Here is a 15,757-nt window from a genome sequence, read left to right as displayed (position 1 = left end):
AGTTTTGATATTGCAAGCGTTTCAAACCAATTTTTTCACTTTTTCTACAAACAATACAAGTAATAAAAAAAAGAACCGTATTAAAACCTTGAAAAATAAACGTTTTTCAAAATATTTGATTAATATAAAATAATATTGCCAATAACTTTATTTACTGTTTATTTGACAAAAAAGAATAAAAAAACAGGTGAGATAAATTGAAATAGCTTACAACTTACGTTATAATCATCTTGCATGTATAGACAAGTTTAAAGGAGGACAACTACTGTGAATACGATTATATTGTCTAAGGAAGAATGGCTATTAACGGATCAAACCGGTACGACCTATCCGTTTTCTGGGACAGACAGTGAACGAGTTGCCGCACTGACCGCGCAGCTGCAGCAAATGGAAGGTGGCGGGATCGTCTCTGAATCGCTGGTGTTTACGAATGAAGAAGGGACTTTTTCACTGGACCAATGGTTGACAGAAAAATTGAATCGTCCCTTTGTTTGCACCACGAAAGAACAGTATGAAGAAAAAAGTGCTGAAATTCCTTGGAGCCTCGAATACTATGGCTACACCCCTGGTAAAGATGAATACTCGGTGGAGTCACTTTTAACCGTCGGCAACGGCTATCTAGGGCTGCGAGGTACAACGCCTGAGATGACCATTTGTGAAGCGAACTATCCAGGGCTGTATTTAGCAAGTCTTTACAATACGGTGGAATCGGATGTTTCGGGTCATACCATCAGTAATGAAGACTTCGTCAATGCACCGAATCTGCAAAAGATGTACGTGAAGATCGATGATGAAGTGATCGACATCGCCAACAATCAGCTCCTTTCCTTTAAACGGACATTGGATCTGAAGACCGGCTTGTTCCAATCAGTGGCAGAAATTGAAACCAAAAAACAAAAGCGTCTGCGAATCGAAACGAAGAAAATCGCCAATATGCAAGACGTTCACCAATACAGCTTGGTCTATCAGTTTACCCCACTGAACTTTTCCGGTACCGTTACCTTCGTCAGTGAAGCCGACGGATCGGTTTATAACTATAACGTCGCTCGTTACCGTAGCTTAACCAACCAGCATTTGACCGTGAAAGAGGCAGCAGCTGAACAAAACAAAGCGCATTTAGTGGTCACCACTAACCAATCACAGATTACCGTTGTCCAATCCTCTGAACTGTTTTCACAGGACCTGCCATTGGCTGAGCTGCACGCTGAAACAAACGACCAGGTCGTCCGTCAGCAAGTAACCCTTGAGGTGACGGAAGGACAAACTTATCGGGTCGAAAAATCAGTCACTGTTGCCGCTTATCGCCAAGAAGAGCCGCAACCGGCATTTACATTTTCTTCCTTAGCATTACCTGATTTTGCGACGATGTATACCACCTCAAAACAAGCCTGGGCTGAATTATGGGCGAAAGCGTCCATCGAAGTCACTGGTGACTTGATGTCACAAAAAATGCTGAATCTGCATACGTATCATCTGCTGGTCTCCGCAGCACCGAATGCTTATCAGGAGTCCTTAGATGCCAGTATCACTGCCCGTGGCCTACATGGTGAAGCCTATCGCGGTCATATTTTCTGGGATGAACTGTTTATCTTACCGTTTTACATTCTACATTTTCCTGACACCGCCAAAGAAATTTTGCTGTATCGCTACCGCCGCTTAGCTGCTGCCAAAAAAGACGCCCAAAAAGCCGGCTACCAAGGCGCCATGTTCCCATGGCAATCCGGATTGGATGGCAGTGAGCAATCCCAAGAACTGCATTTGAACCCTATCAGCGGCGAATGGAAAGAAGACCACAGTCGCTTGCAGCGCCACGTCTCCTTAGCGATCGCTTATAACATTTGGCAATACTGGCACAACACGCAAGATCGGGTCTTCATGGAACAATATGGGTTAGAATTGATGTTAGAAGTCGCCCATTTCTGGCAAAGTGCTGCCACCTGGGATGATGCTACTCAACGTTACTTTATCGATAAAGTCATGGGACCAGATGAATTTCATGAAAGCTACCCAAATAGTGAACAAGGTGGCTTGAAAAACAACGCCTATACCAATATGATGGTAGTATGGTTGTTTGAAGAGATCGAGAACCTCCAACAACAACTATCAGCAGAGAGCTTCCAAGCAGTATTGGAGAAAACGGCTTTAACCCCAGCGGATATTGCTGCTATGGCAGATATTCGTACCAAATTAGGCTTAGAGATCGATCAAGAAGGTATCATCGCACAGTTTGAAGGGTACTTCCAGTTGGAAGATCTGGATTGGGCCCATTACAAAGAAAAATATGGCAACATCTATCGGATGGACCGCATCTTGAACGCTGAAGGTAAGAGTGCTGACAGCTACAAAGTCGCGAAACAAGCCGATAGTCTGATGATTTTCTACAATTTCTCAAAAGAGCAAGTCAATCAAATTTTGGCGGATCTTTCTTACCAACTGCCAACAGACTATATTGAAAAAAATCTCCATTATTATTTGGCTCGCACCTCCCACGGCTCGACTTTGTCGCGGATCGTTCATGCTCAGTTAGCGGCAATGGTGGATGATCAGGAATTGGCTTGGTCGTTATACCAAGAAGCGCTCTCTTCTGATTACCGTGATATCCAAGGCGGAACCACGGCAGAAGGCATTCACGCCGGTGTCATGGCCGCTACGTTGTTTATTCCGTTAACCACTTTTGCTGGGATCGATATTCGAGAAGAGCAGTTGCAGATCACACCGAACTTGCCAAAAGCCTGGGACAGCTTAGCCTTCCAGCTAGAAGTTCGCGGCACCCACTTTGCAATGAATGTTACACATGAAACATTGACGATCACTGCTGATCAGCCAGTCACGATCTTAGTGAATGGGCAACAAGTTTCGTTAGAAGCAAACAAAGAAGCAATGATTACTTACTAAAAGGAGTGTTACACATGAAAAAAGGTTTTGTTTTTGATTTAGACGGCGTTATCACAGATACAGCTAAATACCACTACATTGCATGGAAAGAATTAGCTGCGGAGATCGGGATCGAGATCGATTTGAAATTCAACGAGCAGTTAAAAGGCATTAGCCGCATGGACTCTTTAGAGCGAATCTTAACCCTAGGCAATAAAAATGATGCCTATACAGAAGTCGAAAAAGAAGCCTTAGCAACGAAGAAAAATACCCACTATGTACAATTATTACAAAGCTTGACTCCTGATGATCTATTGCCGGGGGTAAAGACGTTCCTTGATGAAGCCAAAGCAAAAAATATTCCTTGTGCCATCGCTTCGGCGTCCAAGAATGCGCCGTTTATTTTGGACAAACTAGGTGTCATGCAAGACTTTGATACGATCGTTGACCCAGCAACCTTGAAAAAAGGCAAACCAGATCCAGAAATCTTTATCCAAGCAGCGCTGGCACTAGGCATTGAACCGGCAGAAGCAGTTGGCTTTGAAGATGCTCAAGCAGGGATCGACGGCATCAAAGCTGCTGGTATGTATGCGGTAGGCGTTTATTCAGGAGAAGAACTACACGGTGCAGATGTGATCGTTGAAAAATTGACGGATCTAAACATTGACGAACTTTTGGCGAAATAGTCGATTGCATTTCCAAATTGGCCTCGCTATAATAGCCAAAGAGGGGGCAATCCGATGAACAAGTTCAAAGAGATATTTTTAGATTTAGAACAAAAAATTCTAGCAAACGAATACCCTCCGCATTCTTTGCTGCCTAGCGAAAACCAATTGATCAAAACTTATGGTGTCTCCCGCGAGACTGTCCGTAAGGCATTGAATTTATTGCGGGATGCTGGTTATATCCAAAAGAAACAAGGGAAAGGTTCGATCGTTTTAGACTTGAATCGCTTTGATTTCCCGATTTCCGGCTTGACGAGTTTTCGTGAGCTGCAAGATACCCAACGCATTCCTAGTGAAACAAAGGTTGTCGAGATCCGTAAGATCGCCGTGTCGCCAAAGCTGCACGAGACCACTGGTTGGCCTGTCGCTTCTGAGGCATGGAAACTGATCCGTCAGCGGAGAATCGATGGAGAAGTGGTGATTTTGGACAAAGACTACCTTGATGCTTCTATCATCGAAGAGTTGCCAGAAAACCGAGCGAAAGTATCGATTTTTGATTACTTTGAAAATGATCTTGGCCTTGAGATCGCTTATGCACAAAAAGAAATCACTGTTGACCCCGTCAACAAAGAATTGCGGGATCTAATGGATCTGCGTCCTGAAGATCAGCATGTCGTTACGGTTCGCAGCCTCGTGTATCTAGAAGACACGCGCTGTTTTGAATATACCGAATCGATCCACCGACTGGATAAATTCCGCTTTGTGGACTTCGCCCGTCGGCGCAAGATTTGATGGACGTATAGACGTGAAAAAGACAAAACAGACCTAGACTTCACCGAGAAGTCTGGGTCTGTTTTGTCTTTCAATAGCCCCCCACTCGATGATGCTGGATCACTCCTCCCTCTTTTCGCCTCTGTCGCTAACGATTCATCCTTTTGTTTTCCCGGCGTTTGGCTGCCAAGGAACAAAAAAGGCGCGATCATTTATGGGAACGATGAAGCACAGTTGATTTTGAACAACTCAGTCGTCCTTATTAACAGTCAGCCACACAAAAAAGCAGTACCCTCTGAGAGGATACTGCTTTTGCTTGCTATTTGGCGTAATCCGTTGCGCGGGTCTCGCGAATAACGGTTACTTTGATATGACCTGGGTAATCCAAATCATCTTCGATCTTCTTGCGGATGTCGCGAACCAATCGTACAGCATCCAAATCAGAAATCTCTTCTGGTTTGACCATTACACGGACTTCACGTCCGGCTTGGACTGCAAAACTGGAATCGACACCTTTGAAGCCGTTGGCGATATTTTCTAGGTTTTGCAAGCGGCGAATATAATTTTCCAATGATTCGCTGCGGGCACCTGGACGGGCTGCTGACAAGGCATCTGCGGCTGCAACTAAAACAGAGATAACCGATGTTGCTTCAACATCTCCATGGTGAGAAGCGATCGCATTGATCACCACACCATTTTCTTTGTATTTGGCAGCTAACTCAGCCCCGATCTCAACGTGAGAGCCTTCGATTTCATGGTCAAGGGCTTTCCCGATATCATGCAAGAGTCCGGCACGTTTGGCTAACTGAATATCTTCGCCTAATTCTGCGGCAAGAACACCGGTTAGTTTTGCGACTTCGATCGAGTGGTTCAAGACGTTTTGTCCGTAGCTGGTACGGAAACGCAAACGACCTAAAATCTTGATCAAGTCTGGATGAAGGGTGTGAGCACCGACTTCAAAGGCTGCTTGTTCCCCATATTCACGAATATGTTCATCCATTTCTTTCCGAGATTTTTCGACCATTTCTTCAATTCGAGCTGGATGGATCCGGCCGTCTTGAATCAGTTTTTCAAGGGTCATACGAGCAATTTCACGGCGAATCGGATCAAATCCTGATAAGACGACTGCTTCCGGCGTGTCATCGATGATCAAATCGATCCCTGTCAAGGTTTCAAGGGTCCGAATGTTCCGACCTTCTCTTCCGATGATTCGACCTTTCATCTCATCATTTGGTAATGATACGACCGATACCGTGGTTTCAGACACTTGGTCTGCGGCACAACGTTGGATTGCTAGGGACAAGAGATTTTTTGCCTTTCGATCTGCTTCTTCCTTCGCACGCTGTTCAGATTCTTTGACCATGATCGTTAATTCATGGTTCAATTCCTCTTCCGTTGATTTCATGATCAACTCTTTTGCTTCATCTCTAGACAGCGCGGCGATGCGCTCTAATTCTTTCTGTTGTCCATCGATTAAGTTTTCTACTTCTTTTTCTCGCTCGTCAATTAATTGTTGTTTCTCACTAAGTCTGCCTTCTTTATCTTCAAGTGAGCGTTCTCGTTTTTCCAAAGAATCGTCCTTACGATCAAGTACTTGTTCTCTTTGGAGTAAACGATTTTCTTGTGATTTTAAATCAAGTTTGCTTTCTTTCAACTCACTTTCAATCTCTGACCGATACTTCTGATTTTCTTCCTTAGCTTCTAACAATGCTTCTTTTTTAAGAGTTTCTGCTTCTTTCTTAGCGCTTTCGATAATTCCAGCTGCAGAATTTTGGGCGCCGTTGATTTCTTTCTCATGACGAGATTTCGTCACATAAACTCCTAATCCAAGACCGACAATTAAACCGATGATAGCGAGGAGAATGTAAAGTAGTTCCAATGAATCCACCTCCATACTATCTTTTTAAATATTTTGTAATTTTGATTAACAAAGGATAACAAAATTATCAATTCGCTACTTCTTATGTGGAAATCCACATACGTTTATTCTAATGTTTGAACACAAGAGTGTCAACTTTAAATAATAAAGTAAACTTTCGCAACCCTTCCTTTTTACGGATGTTTTTTCAACAATGGACGAATCTAGCAAAAAGCCACAAAAAAGCCAAACAACGAGGTTGTTTGGCTTTTTCAAGACTTAGTCGTCTAATGGTAATTCTTCTTGCGCTTCCTCAAGGGTTACGGTCTCTCCTGTTCCAATCCCGTAAGCATCGCGGACGCGAGCAGAAACTTCTAGCATCATTTCTTGGTGTTCACGCATGTAGTTTTTGGCGTTTTCACGACCTTGACCGATACGATCCCCTTTATAGGCATACCACGCACCGCTTTTATCGACGATATCTTGTTCCACGGCCATATCCAGCAGTTCGCCTTCTTGGGAAATCCCTTGACCATACATCATGTCGACTTCTGCTACTTTAAATGGTGGCGCTACTTTGTTTTTGACTACTTTGATCTTCGTGCGGTTCCCGATAATATCTGTACCGGATTTCAATTGCTCAGCACGACGTACTTCCAAACGGATGGTTGAATAGAATTTCAACGCACGTCCACCAGGTGTCGTTTCTGGATTCCCAAACATGATCCCAACTTTTTCGCGAATTTGGTTGATAAAGATCGCGATCGTTTTCGTTTTGTTGATGGAACCAGAAAGTTTCCGTAATGCTTGTGACATCAAACGAGCTTGCAAACCAACGTGGGTATCACCCATTTCACCATCGATCTCCGCCCGTGGGACTAAAGCTGCTACCGAGTCAATAACTACGATATCAACCGCACCACTTGAAACTAAGGCGTCAGCGATCTCTAATCCTTGTTCCCCTGTATCTGGTTGTGATAACAAAAGATCATCGATATTTACGCCTAATTTTTGCGCATACTGAGGATCTAACGCATGTTCGGCATCGATAAATGCTGCTGTTCCGCCATTTTTTTGGACTTCCGCAATGGCATGTAAAGCAACTGTTGTTTTACCAGAACTTTCTGGGCCGTAAACTTCTACGATCCGTCCTCGTGGGTAACCACCTACACCTAATGCAACATCCAAGGCCAATGAACCACTTGGGATCGTTGAAATTTGTTGATCAACTTTTTCTCCAAGCTTCATGATGGCACCTTTACCATAGTTCTTTTCAATCTTCTTTAGTGCAGCATCTAAGGCTGCTTTACGATCATCTGCCAAACGGATAATCCTCCTTATATTCATCACTTTCGTGTGTCGTTCATAAGATAATAATAGTCCTTCTGAAGGGAAATTGCAAGAAAAAACGAACAAACATTCGCATTAATTTAATAATTCCTTACGTATTTGATTTAAGCCTGCCATGACAGCACTATGCCGAATATAGGCGCGGTCGCGGTTGAAGTGATACAGCTGGCTCGAGACGCCTTTGTCAGAAGCTAAGGCGATCCAAACAGTGCCTTTGGGCTGGCCTTCTAGTTCGTCTGGACCAGCAACACCAGTAAACGCCACCGCATAATCGGTCTCTGCTTGTTTGCGGGCATAGACGGCCATTGCTTCCGCACATTCCTGACTAACAGTCCCATAGCTTTCTAAAAGCGCTGGATCGATGCCTAAGAGCTTGCTTTTTGTTCCAGCAGAATATGTCACGAACCCACCGGGAAACACCTCAGAGACGCCAGGAATCCCTCCTAGGGTCGCTTGGAACAAACCAGCGGTCAAACTTTCCGCTGCGGTGACGGTTTTCTTTTTCTCGATCAGTAGCTCGACGACTGTTTCTGCCAGCGAATTTTGTTCCCCATATCCATAGAAATACGCACCGACCCGTGCTTGGACGTTTTCTTCTAATGCATCCAATTGTTTGATCCCTTGCGCCTCGTCTGCGGTTTTGACCGTCAGACGCAACGTGACCTCATTGGGTTTGGCATAAGGAGCAATGGTGGGATTGACTTGGTTCTCGATCAAATCGGCCAATTCTGTGACCAACGCCGATTCCCCGATCCCGTAATAGCGCAAAACGCGAGAAAGCAAGACTTCTTCTTGGGAAAACTGCTCTAACAGAAGTGGTTTTGCGTGGGTAAGAAACATCGCCTGCAGTTCACTTGGCGGTCCTGGCAGCAGCAAATAACTGGTAGCGGCTGTCTGATAAAAAATCCCGATCGCTAGTCCATTGGGATTTGGCAAAGACACACCGTCTTTGAAGACTAAGGTCTGCCGCAAATTGTTTTCCGTCATCCTCCGTTGACTGTTTTCAAAGAAGGCTTTCAATTGGTGATAACCTGGTTCATCTCGCACTAATTCCTGTCCCACATGGCGGGCAGTGACTTGTTTCGTCAAGTCATCGTCGGTGGGCCCTAAGCCGCCGCACAGCACGATCAAGTCGCTGCGTTTGTCGGCGATCGTCAGCAATTCCTCTAAGCGATTGGGGTTGTCCCCGACAACGCTATGATAAAAAACATCGATCCCTAGACTTGCCAGTTCTTCTGACAAGAAGGTCGCGTTCGTATTCACCACCTGTCCTAAAAGTAATTCGGTCCCGACTGCAATAATTTCTGCTTTCATTCGTTTACTCCTTCATTTATCAGATACGTAAAAGTCTTTCATATTGACAAAAAAAGTCCAGAAAACTTCTGAACTTTCGTGACTTGTATCCTTGTTTTTATCGCTTCTTTATCTAGATATAGAACTTTTACATAGAATCTTTAAAAACATTCGTATTTTTTATGAAATAATCGACCCCGGAATAGATCGTGAAGATCAAGCATAGATACAACATGATTTGATCGACAGGTAAACCGATCATTGAAAAGGGAATGTTGTTCAAGAACAAGAAAATGATCGCAACCATTTGTGTCGCGGTTTTGATTTTCCCCGGCCACGCAGCAGCCATGACTTCGCCGCTTTGTTCCACTAACAACAAGCGTAAACCTGTCACTGCCAACTCGCGGCAAACGATGATCGAAACTACCCAGCCTGGGGCTTTGTTTAATTCAACCAGCATGATAAAGGCCGTCATGACAAGCATTTTATCTGCTAACGGGTCAGCAAACTTCCCGAAGTTGGTAACAAGGCCTCTGGAACGAGCGATCTTGCCATCTAGCCAGTCTGTAATGCTGGCTGCCGCAAAAAGGATCGCTGCAATAAGATGGGTGTTTTCTAATTGTGTCGTACCAACGGTCAGCGTGCCAAGATCGATCGGCAAAACCAAGACCAAAATAAAGATGGGGATCATAATGATCCGTAATACAGTTAATTGATTGGGTAAATTCACGAAATAGACTCCTCTCTGCCGACTATTGTACGAAATAACGGCAAATCATGCCACTACTTCTGCTTTTCACCAGTCGGGTGCAACAGATAACTTTTTAGCTAATGATACCTCAATAAGGCGCATTTGTCAGATTTATGCCGCATCGTCTTGGTATTCAATCACGAGACGGACCGTCTTTTGTAACAATTCAAATTGTGGATCAGAAAAGTCCACTTCCTGTCCATTGGCCTTGATGGAGATATTTTGGCTTGCTCCCAGGGTCAAAGTTGCATTCGTGGCGCCTTCTGGCAGCGTCATCGATTGCGTTTCCCCCGCTTGAACAGTGTATTGGTACACATAAGCGTTGTCGACTTGTACACCGACCCAACAAGAAGCATCTAGCCCAGTAAATGCCAATTCAATAGGGTTTTCCGCATCTTTCATCGTGATCGTGATCGACGATTGCGTCGAATCACTGGCAGTCATCGTCATTTTCGCTTCGCTGGATTCCGTCGTACTTGATGACTCCGTCGCTTCACTCGAAGTACTGGTTTCTTCCGTACTTGTCGTGGTGGAAGCTGTAGACGCCGAATTTTCTACCACGAGAGAAGAACTCCCTTGGATCATCGGCGTCGTGTTCCGGTCTTGCCAAGCCATGTAGCCTACGATACTCACGATCGTAATGGCAACCAGACCTAATAAAATCATCGGCAAATAGCGGACGACAAAGGAGCCGCTTTTTTCTTCTACGTGCTGTGCTTTTCGCGAGCCGCTGACGGTTTCAGGCTGCGGTCTTTTTGGTAAGGGGGCGTCTAACGTCTCTTTGCCATCAAAAACGGCCACCAATTTGTCGCCGTCTTCTCCAACCGCTGCTGCATATTGGCGAATAAACGCGCGGACATAAAAAGTGCCTGGCAATTGATCAAAACGCTCCGCTTCAATTGCTTCTAAATAGCGTTTTTGGATCTTTGTCATTTGTTGTAATTCAATCAATGAAATGTTTTTATCTAAACGGGCTTGCCGTAATTTTGCTCCAATCGTTGTTTCGTTGGCCACTCGATCATCTACTCCAGTCTTTTATTCATCTTTAAAAAAAGCCCTAAAATCGCTGCGCTGCTTGTCGTAAGGTCAGCAAAGCTGCTCTATCATTTTAAAACAGGGGTTCCCTGTATACGTCAATAAAAAAGTTCCGTCGCGCCGATTTCCACTTGGACACGCCGTCTACTAAATATAACATTTTTTCCGTGATTTTTTGCAAGAAAACAAAAAAAGATTTTGCTCCAATAATTAAAGAATACCATAAAAGAAAAAGTCTGAGGATAGCCTAACGACAACTCGCAAACAAATTTTAATACTTTTCGCCAAATTGGCATCAAAATGCAAGGAAAAACCGTCCTTTGACGCAAAAAAGAAAACACTGAATGACCAAAGAGTTGGCCAGCCCTTGATCTGTTGGGCTTTCCTCCTTGAATCATTCAGTGTTGCTTAGATGACAGTTAGTTAACAAAATGCATCTTCGTTTAGGCTTTTTCCGTTGGATACATGTAAAAACGGCTAAACGCTTTAGGATCGATAAAGGAACGAGCCGCTTGCTGAACATCTTCCAAAGTGATCGATTGGATCACCTCCGGTAGATCAAAGAGCGTCGTTTCACCGAATAAGCTTTGGGTAAACTGGTTTGCAATAAACTCCAATGAGTTCAGGGATTGGAAATATTTCCCTAGCATTTTCTTCTTCAATAACGTCAAGTTTTCTTCATTAATCTCTGGGTCGTGCTGGAAATTCATTAAGATCGCTTCGATCTCCGCCAACATTTCTTTTGGCTCCTCAGAATCCCCCGAGAAATCGGCAAAGTAAAAGCCGCGATCCAAGTTCACTTCAAACCCAAACGTGTCATCGATGATGCCTTGATCATACAGACGCAAATAATTGGCGGACGTATTGCCTAAAACCAATTGGCAGAAAAGATTCAACGCATTTTTGAAGCGTAAAAGCTCTCTTCCTGATTCCGGCAGTTTGTTCAAGTCCCCTTTGATCCCTAACACGCCTTTGGCACGTGTCACTGGCATGGTAAGACTTGATTCTGCTTGAATATCGGCAAAGGTTTCTTCAGGAAACTGGCGAATGATCGCCTGCGTTTCTGGAAAGGTCTTGGCCGCTTGATTGGTCCGAATCCACGCCATCGTTTCTTCCGGGTCGATATTGCCTACCACAAAAAGCGTCATATTGCTTGGGTGATAGAAGGTATTGTAGCAAAGATACAAGTCTTCTGCGGTGATCTGCACAATACTTTCCACCGTACCAGCGATATCGATATGCAAGGGGTGCCTTGGATACAGATTTTTGATAATACCGAAAAACTGCTGCCAGTTCGGATCGTCATCATACATTTGGATTTCTTGACCAATGATCCCTTTTTCTTTTTCGACGGTTTCTTCTGTAAAATACGGGGCTTGAACGAAATCGATCAACGTTTCAAGGTTCAGCTTGATTTGATCGGTTGCCGAAAAAAGGTAGCTGGTTTTCGTGAAACTGGTAAAGGCATTGGCAGAAGCCCCCTGCCGACCAAAGGTTTGAAAGACATCGCCGTCTTCTTTTTCAAACAGTTTGTGCTCTAGAAAATGGGCAATGCCATCTGGAACTTGATGCAATGCTTCGGGTGAAAACCCGAAATGGTTGTCGACAGAGCCATAGTTCGTACTGAAAAGTCCGTAAGTTTTATGGAAATCGGCTTTTGGCAGCAAATAAACTTTCAAGCCGTTTGGCAATACTTCTTCATAAAGGGTCTCATTGATTTGCTGATAGACTTTTTTATTCATGGGTCGTCTCCTTATCCAGGAAGAATACAGCTTGCAAGGACACGTTTTTGGCCAATGCTTGGACATCTGCCACGGTCACTTGAGCCAATTTCTGCATAAATTCATCTTCCGTCATTTTCGTATTCGGTACCCACTGATTCAGATAGGCTGTTTCGATCAGTGCTTGTGGGTTATCCAACGAAAGCAAGTACTGGTTTTTCAACATCGCTTTTGTTTGTGCCAGTTCTTCCGCTGTGACTTCGCCACGCTGCAAGCTTTGCAGCTGTTGTTCGATCAATTTGAAGACCTTGTCCCGGTTTTTGCCGTCGATCCCTGTTTGGACCGACAAGTACCCGCGAAACGTATCGATACTGCTGGACGCATAATAAGCCAAACTTTCTTTCTCACGGACATTCATAAACAATTTGGAATGGGGGAAACCGCCAAACAACCCGTTGAAGACCATAAAGGCGATCCGCTCAGCTTGGTCATAATACACGCCAGTATGATAGCCTAAGTTCAATTTGGCTTGAATGATTGGTTCCCGCAAGATTTTCTCGCGAATGATGTTTTCCGCCGCTTGCTGATAAAAGACCGGCATTGCTTGGTCTGGCCGATCGGTAAAGGCCATGTTCTGGAAAATCTCCGCGACTTCTGCTTCAACCACATCGCCGATCACGAAAAGATCGATTTGGTCATTGTCCATCATTGAGCGATAGGTTTGGTAAAGCTCTTTTGCGGTCACAGCTTCTAAGTCTTGGGGACGACCAAAGCTCGGATACTTCTGGTTCTGATCGTTTTCAAAATACAACTCTTGCAGCCCTAAAGAAGCCAATGCTTGCTTGTCTTCGGCCACGCTGTTCATATAGGCGATCAAGTTGTGCTTTTCGATGGTGAAGTTCTTTTCTTCAAATTGCTCCTCGTGAACATTCGGATGGAACAAAACTTCTGCTAAAAAAGCGGCTGCTTGCGGCAAGACGGCTTCATCTGACACATACTTCCCGTTGACAAAGGACATCGCTGCATTGATTTGATGCAGATTGCCTCGTTTGTTGACATTCATACCAAAGCTGGCACCGTAAAGCTCCGCCAGTTGACTGCTAAATGCGGTCTGTGTCGGATAAGCCAAACTAGTCGTTTCTAATAAACTGGTTAATAAAGTCCGTTTGGCGGTCATTTCAGCCTGCAATGGTGCAGTGAACCGAACGAAAAAACGGATCGTTTTATACTTTTTGGTCGGCAGCACCGTTAACCGAATACCTTTTTTTAATTCAATAGACATGTGACACCCCTTCTATAAGCAAAATTATCTCTTCAATTATAGCATAGCCGACAAACTTTCTCCTTGGCTCATTGATTAAACCTACTGCAGCGAGCGTTTTTTTTTATAAATCTTGCATTTTTCGCTATACTATCAGTAAGATTTAGAAGGGAGGATACAGGATGATTAAAGAATTTAAAGAATTTATTTTACGAGGAAACGTCATTGACTTGGCGATCGGGGTCGTAATCGGGAGTGCCTTCACCGCAATCGTCACGAGTTTAGTTGAAGGATTGCTGACGCCATTGGTTTCATGGATCTTATCACTCTTCGGTAACGCCGATGCCTTTTCTGGCTTGGTCTTTGAACCCGCCAAAAATGTGGTCTTTGATTTTGGCCGCGTAATCACTGCCATTATTACGTTCTTGATTACCGCATTTGTTTTGTTCTTGATTGTCAAAGCAGTCAACAAATTACGCAATCTGAAACAACAACCTGAAGAAGAAGAAGTACCAGAAGTCACTGCAGAGGATTATTTAGAAGAGATTCGTGATCTTTTAAAAGCACAAACACCTACTGCCAACACCGTTGATCCACGCCCAACATCATTGGACGATACAATCAGATAAAAAGACGGCTCTTTGTCAATAAGGACAAAAGAAACCATTCGGATTCATCAGATTCATCAATCTTAGCGCTAAAAGAAGCAAGCACGCGAACCTTTCTAGAGAGTCGCTGTGCTTGCTTCTTTTTTCATCCCGACATGCAGGATCCCGTCTTCATAAAAAGGCGGTGTAATGGTTTTAAAGCCATACTGGCCGTAGAATTTTTCTAAGTGGGCTTGCGCTTCGATCTCAATAGGCAAAGCCGGATAACACTGCTCAATGCGTTGCAAAACTTCTTTGATCAGACGATGACCTTCGTTTTGCCCCCGGTATGCTGGTGCCACAATGACCCGACCAAAATGCACCGTTTGTTCCTGCTGGAAAATACGAGCGTAGGAAACGATCTGCCCGTCCTCATCGAGGGCCCATAAATGTTTGGCCTGTTCATCGATCGCATCGATCTCTTGATACGCACACGCTTGTTCCACCACAAAAACCGCTGTACGCAAACGGGCAAGTTGATAAAACTCCACCCCAGTCATTTCCCCTAACTCTTTTAGAAAAAACGCCATCCCATCACTCCTTATCTTATTGAACCAAAAAAGAGTCAACAAAGTGTCAACTCTTCTTGTTTCAAACAGCTTCTGATAAAAATTCAATCTCAACAGTTCTGGTTAAAATATCTGAATAACTATAAGAAACCCGCTCGAATGAATTCTCATTTGGATCCAAATCTACAACAAAAACTGAAGGATAAGTTTCTGTCAAAACGCCGCGACGTTCAGTTTGACGCTTACGTCCAGTCTGAGCAACTAGCATAATCTCACTACCGATACGGCCTTCTAAATCTTTCTTGATCGTAGCTAAAGTTGTTGGCATCGCATTCACCTCGAGCATCATCATACCACGAAAAGCAGAAAATTTCAAGTTTACCATAAAATAATTCTACTTTCAATAAGATTTTTGTTAAACACCCTTGATAAGCGCTATCAACTTTGTCCGTCCGCGACTGAAAGCGCTTTTTATTTTTTCGTAAGGCAGCTTTTCTTGCGCGGCAATCTGATCAAGTTCTAATCCTTTTAAATAATTCATTATAACCATTCGTTCTAAAGACGATAAATTTTTCGGATACGCTGCTAACGATTCATTAACGAACAAATAGGTCTCTGCAGTTTCCGCACAGCGATTATGATCGGTCAAAAACCGATTGCCTTCTTGTGAAAGCTTTTCTTCCAGCGAGCAGGCATCGACTTGGGCTTTGCGTTTTTGGGCATGCTGCGCCCGCAACAAGCTGCAGATACGATTTTCAAAGGATCGCTTAAACAAGATACCCAGCGTCGTTCCCTTGTCCTGATCGTAAGTCTTTAGACACTTATTAAAAACGATCCGACCTTCTTGCAGCCAATCATCTAAGTCATAATCCCGCAGATAATATTTTTTATGCAAAATCTCAACGATCGGTCGATATTTTCTGAACAACTCTTCAAATCTATCTGAACGGTGCGATACTTGTCTTTCCTTTGTGCGCATCGAGATCACTCCTTTTGTTTTGCTTCATTTGCTACAAAAGGAG

The 15,757-nt window shown here is 43.9% G+C and carries 14 protein-coding genes; 4 read left to right on the top strand and 10 right to left on the bottom strand.

The genetic code is table 11. From position 1 onward, the window contains the following. Positions 1 to 267 precede the first annotated feature (267 nt). The 3 genes from IGI84_RS00215 to treR are packed head-to-tail and all read left to right on the top strand — an operon-like array spanning position 268 to position 4,331. Entirely contained in the window at positions 268 to 2,895 is a 2,628-nt protein-coding gene (locus IGI84_RS00215; RefSeq protein WP_430600572.1) for a glycoside hydrolase family 65 protein, read from the top strand. A gap of 14 nt (positions 2,896 to 2,909) precedes the next feature. After that, positions 2,910 to 3,560: a beta-phosphoglucomutase gene (pgmB, locus tag IGI84_RS00210; RefSeq protein WP_005232889.1), complete on the top strand. Its 651-nt coding sequence runs from the start codon at positions 2,910 to 2,912 to the stop codon at positions 3,558 to 3,560. A 54-nt stretch (positions 3,561 to 3,614) separates the two neighbouring features. Beyond that, positions 3,615 to 4,331 (top strand): trehalose operon repressor, encoded by a 717-nt coding sequence (gene treR / locus IGI84_RS00205; protein WP_005226457.1) that lies wholly within the window; start codon positions 3,615 to 3,617, stop codon positions 4,329 to 4,331. Positions 4,332 to 4,629: 298 nt separating this feature from the next. On the opposite strand, the gene rny is transcribed toward treR, so the two are convergent. From rny to yfmF, 7 genes are all read right to left on the bottom strand, one after another. Beyond that, positions 4,630 to 6,204, bottom strand: a complete 1,575-nt coding sequence (rny, locus tag IGI84_RS00200; protein WP_005232891.1) for a ribonuclease Y — start codon at positions 6,202 to 6,204, stop codon at positions 4,630 to 4,632. A gap of 243 nt (positions 6,205 to 6,447) precedes the next feature. Beyond that, positions 6,448 to 7,491: a recombinase RecA gene (recA, locus tag IGI84_RS00195; RefSeq protein WP_005226448.1), complete on the bottom strand. Its 1,044-nt coding sequence runs from the start codon at positions 7,489 to 7,491 to the stop codon at positions 6,448 to 6,450. A gap of 102 nt (positions 7,492 to 7,593) precedes the next feature. Further along, positions 7,594 to 8,832 (bottom strand): competence/damage-inducible protein A, encoded by a 1,239-nt coding sequence (locus tag IGI84_RS00190; protein ID WP_430600571.1) that lies wholly within the window; start codon positions 8,830 to 8,832, stop codon positions 7,594 to 7,596. Between the two features lie 127 nt (positions 8,833 to 8,959). Further along, on the bottom strand, positions 8,960 to 9,541 hold the full coding sequence (gene pgsA, locus IGI84_RS00185; protein ID WP_430600570.1) for a CDP-diacylglycerol--glycerol-3-phosphate 3-phosphatidyltransferase: 582 nt from the start codon (positions 9,539 to 9,541) through the stop codon (positions 8,960 to 8,962). Positions 9,542 to 9,673: 132 nt separating this feature from the next. Beyond that, entirely contained in the window at positions 9,674 to 10,576 is a 903-nt protein-coding gene (locus IGI84_RS00180) for a helix-turn-helix domain-containing protein (RefSeq protein ID WP_077453211.1), read from the bottom strand. Positions 10,577 to 11,040: 464 nt separating this feature from the next. After that, entirely contained in the window at positions 11,041 to 12,339 is a 1,299-nt protein-coding gene (yfmH, locus tag IGI84_RS00175; protein ID WP_430600569.1) for an EF-P 5-aminopentanol modification-associated protein YfmH, read from the bottom strand. Continuing rightward, complete coding sequence (gene yfmF / locus IGI84_RS00170) at positions 12,332 to 13,600, bottom strand: EF-P 5-aminopentanol modification-associated protein YfmF (protein ID WP_430600568.1); 1,269 nt, start codon at positions 13,598 to 13,600, stop codon at positions 12,332 to 12,334. Before yfmF ends, yfmH begins: the two co-directional genes overlap by 8 nt. 161 nt (positions 13,601 to 13,761) lie before the next feature. Here yfmF and mscL point away from each other — a divergent pair, with 161 nt between their 5' ends. Further along, positions 13,762 to 14,208 (top strand): large conductance mechanosensitive channel protein MscL, encoded by a 447-nt coding sequence (gene mscL, locus IGI84_RS00165; RefSeq protein ID WP_077453215.1) that lies wholly within the window; start codon positions 13,762 to 13,764, stop codon positions 14,206 to 14,208. Between the two features lie 95 nt (positions 14,209 to 14,303). On the opposite strand, the gene IGI84_RS00160 is transcribed toward mscL, so the two are convergent. From IGI84_RS00160 to IGI84_RS00150, 3 genes are all read right to left on the bottom strand, one after another. Further along, on the bottom strand, positions 14,304 to 14,756 hold the full coding sequence (locus IGI84_RS00160) for a GNAT family N-acetyltransferase (protein WP_081117605.1): 453 nt from the start codon (positions 14,754 to 14,756) through the stop codon (positions 14,304 to 14,306). 61 nt (positions 14,757 to 14,817) lie between these two features. Further along, positions 14,818 to 15,063: a Veg family protein gene (locus IGI84_RS00155; RefSeq protein ID WP_005226417.1), complete on the bottom strand. Its 246-nt coding sequence runs from the start codon at positions 15,061 to 15,063 to the stop codon at positions 14,818 to 14,820. An 87-nt stretch (positions 15,064 to 15,150) separates the two neighbouring features. Beyond that, positions 15,151 to 15,714 (bottom strand): sigma-70 family RNA polymerase sigma factor, encoded by a 564-nt coding sequence (locus IGI84_RS00150; protein ID WP_140966354.1) that lies wholly within the window; start codon positions 15,712 to 15,714, stop codon positions 15,151 to 15,153. Positions 15,715 to 15,757: the final 43 nt, after the last annotated feature.

This window comes from Enterococcus sp. DIV0008 (genome assembly GCF_050542615.1).
GTDB classification, from domain to species: domain Bacteria; phylum Bacillota; class Bacilli; order Lactobacillales; family Enterococcaceae; genus Enterococcus_D; species Enterococcus_D innesii.
This window is presented reverse-complemented; position numbering and strand designations above follow the sequence as displayed.

What these genes read in the sequence shown, in the direction of transcription:
- pgmB (WP_005232889.1), top strand. Translation starts at nt 2,910, where the DNA reads ATGAAAAAAGGTTTTGTTTTTGATTTAGACGGCGTTATCACAGATACA.
- treR (WP_005226457.1), top strand. Translation starts at nt 3,615, where the DNA reads ATGAACAAGTTCAAAGAGATATTTTTAGATTTAGAACAAAAAATTCTA.
- rny (WP_005232891.1), bottom strand. Translation starts at nt 6,204, where the DNA reads ATGGAGGTGGATTCATTGGAACTACTTTACATTCTCCTCGCTATCATC.
- IGI84_RS00190 (WP_430600571.1), bottom strand. Translation starts at nt 8,832, where the DNA reads ATGAAAGCAGAAATTATTGCAGTCGGGACCGAATTACTTTTAGGACAG.
- yfmH (WP_430600569.1), bottom strand. Translation starts at nt 12,339, where the DNA reads ATGAATAAAAAAGTCTATCAGCAAATCAATGAGACCCTTTATGAAGAA.
- yfmF (WP_430600568.1), bottom strand. Translation starts at nt 13,600, where the DNA reads ATGTCTATTGAATTAAAAAAAGGTATTCGGTTAACGGTGCTGCCGACC.
- mscL (WP_077453215.1), top strand. Translation starts at nt 13,762, where the DNA reads ATGATTAAAGAATTTAAAGAATTTATTTTACGAGGAAACGTCATTGAC.
- IGI84_RS00160 (WP_081117605.1), bottom strand. Translation starts at nt 14,756, where the DNA reads ATGGCGTTTTTTCTAAAAGAGTTAGGGGAAATGACTGGGGTGGAGTTT.
- IGI84_RS00155 (WP_005226417.1), bottom strand. Translation starts at nt 15,063, where the DNA reads ATGCCAACAACTTTAGCTACGATCAAGAAAGATTTAGAAGGCCGTATC.
- IGI84_RS00150 (WP_140966354.1), bottom strand. Translation starts at nt 15,714, where the DNA reads ATGCGCACAAAGGAAAGACAAGTATCGCACCGTTCAGATAGATTTGAA.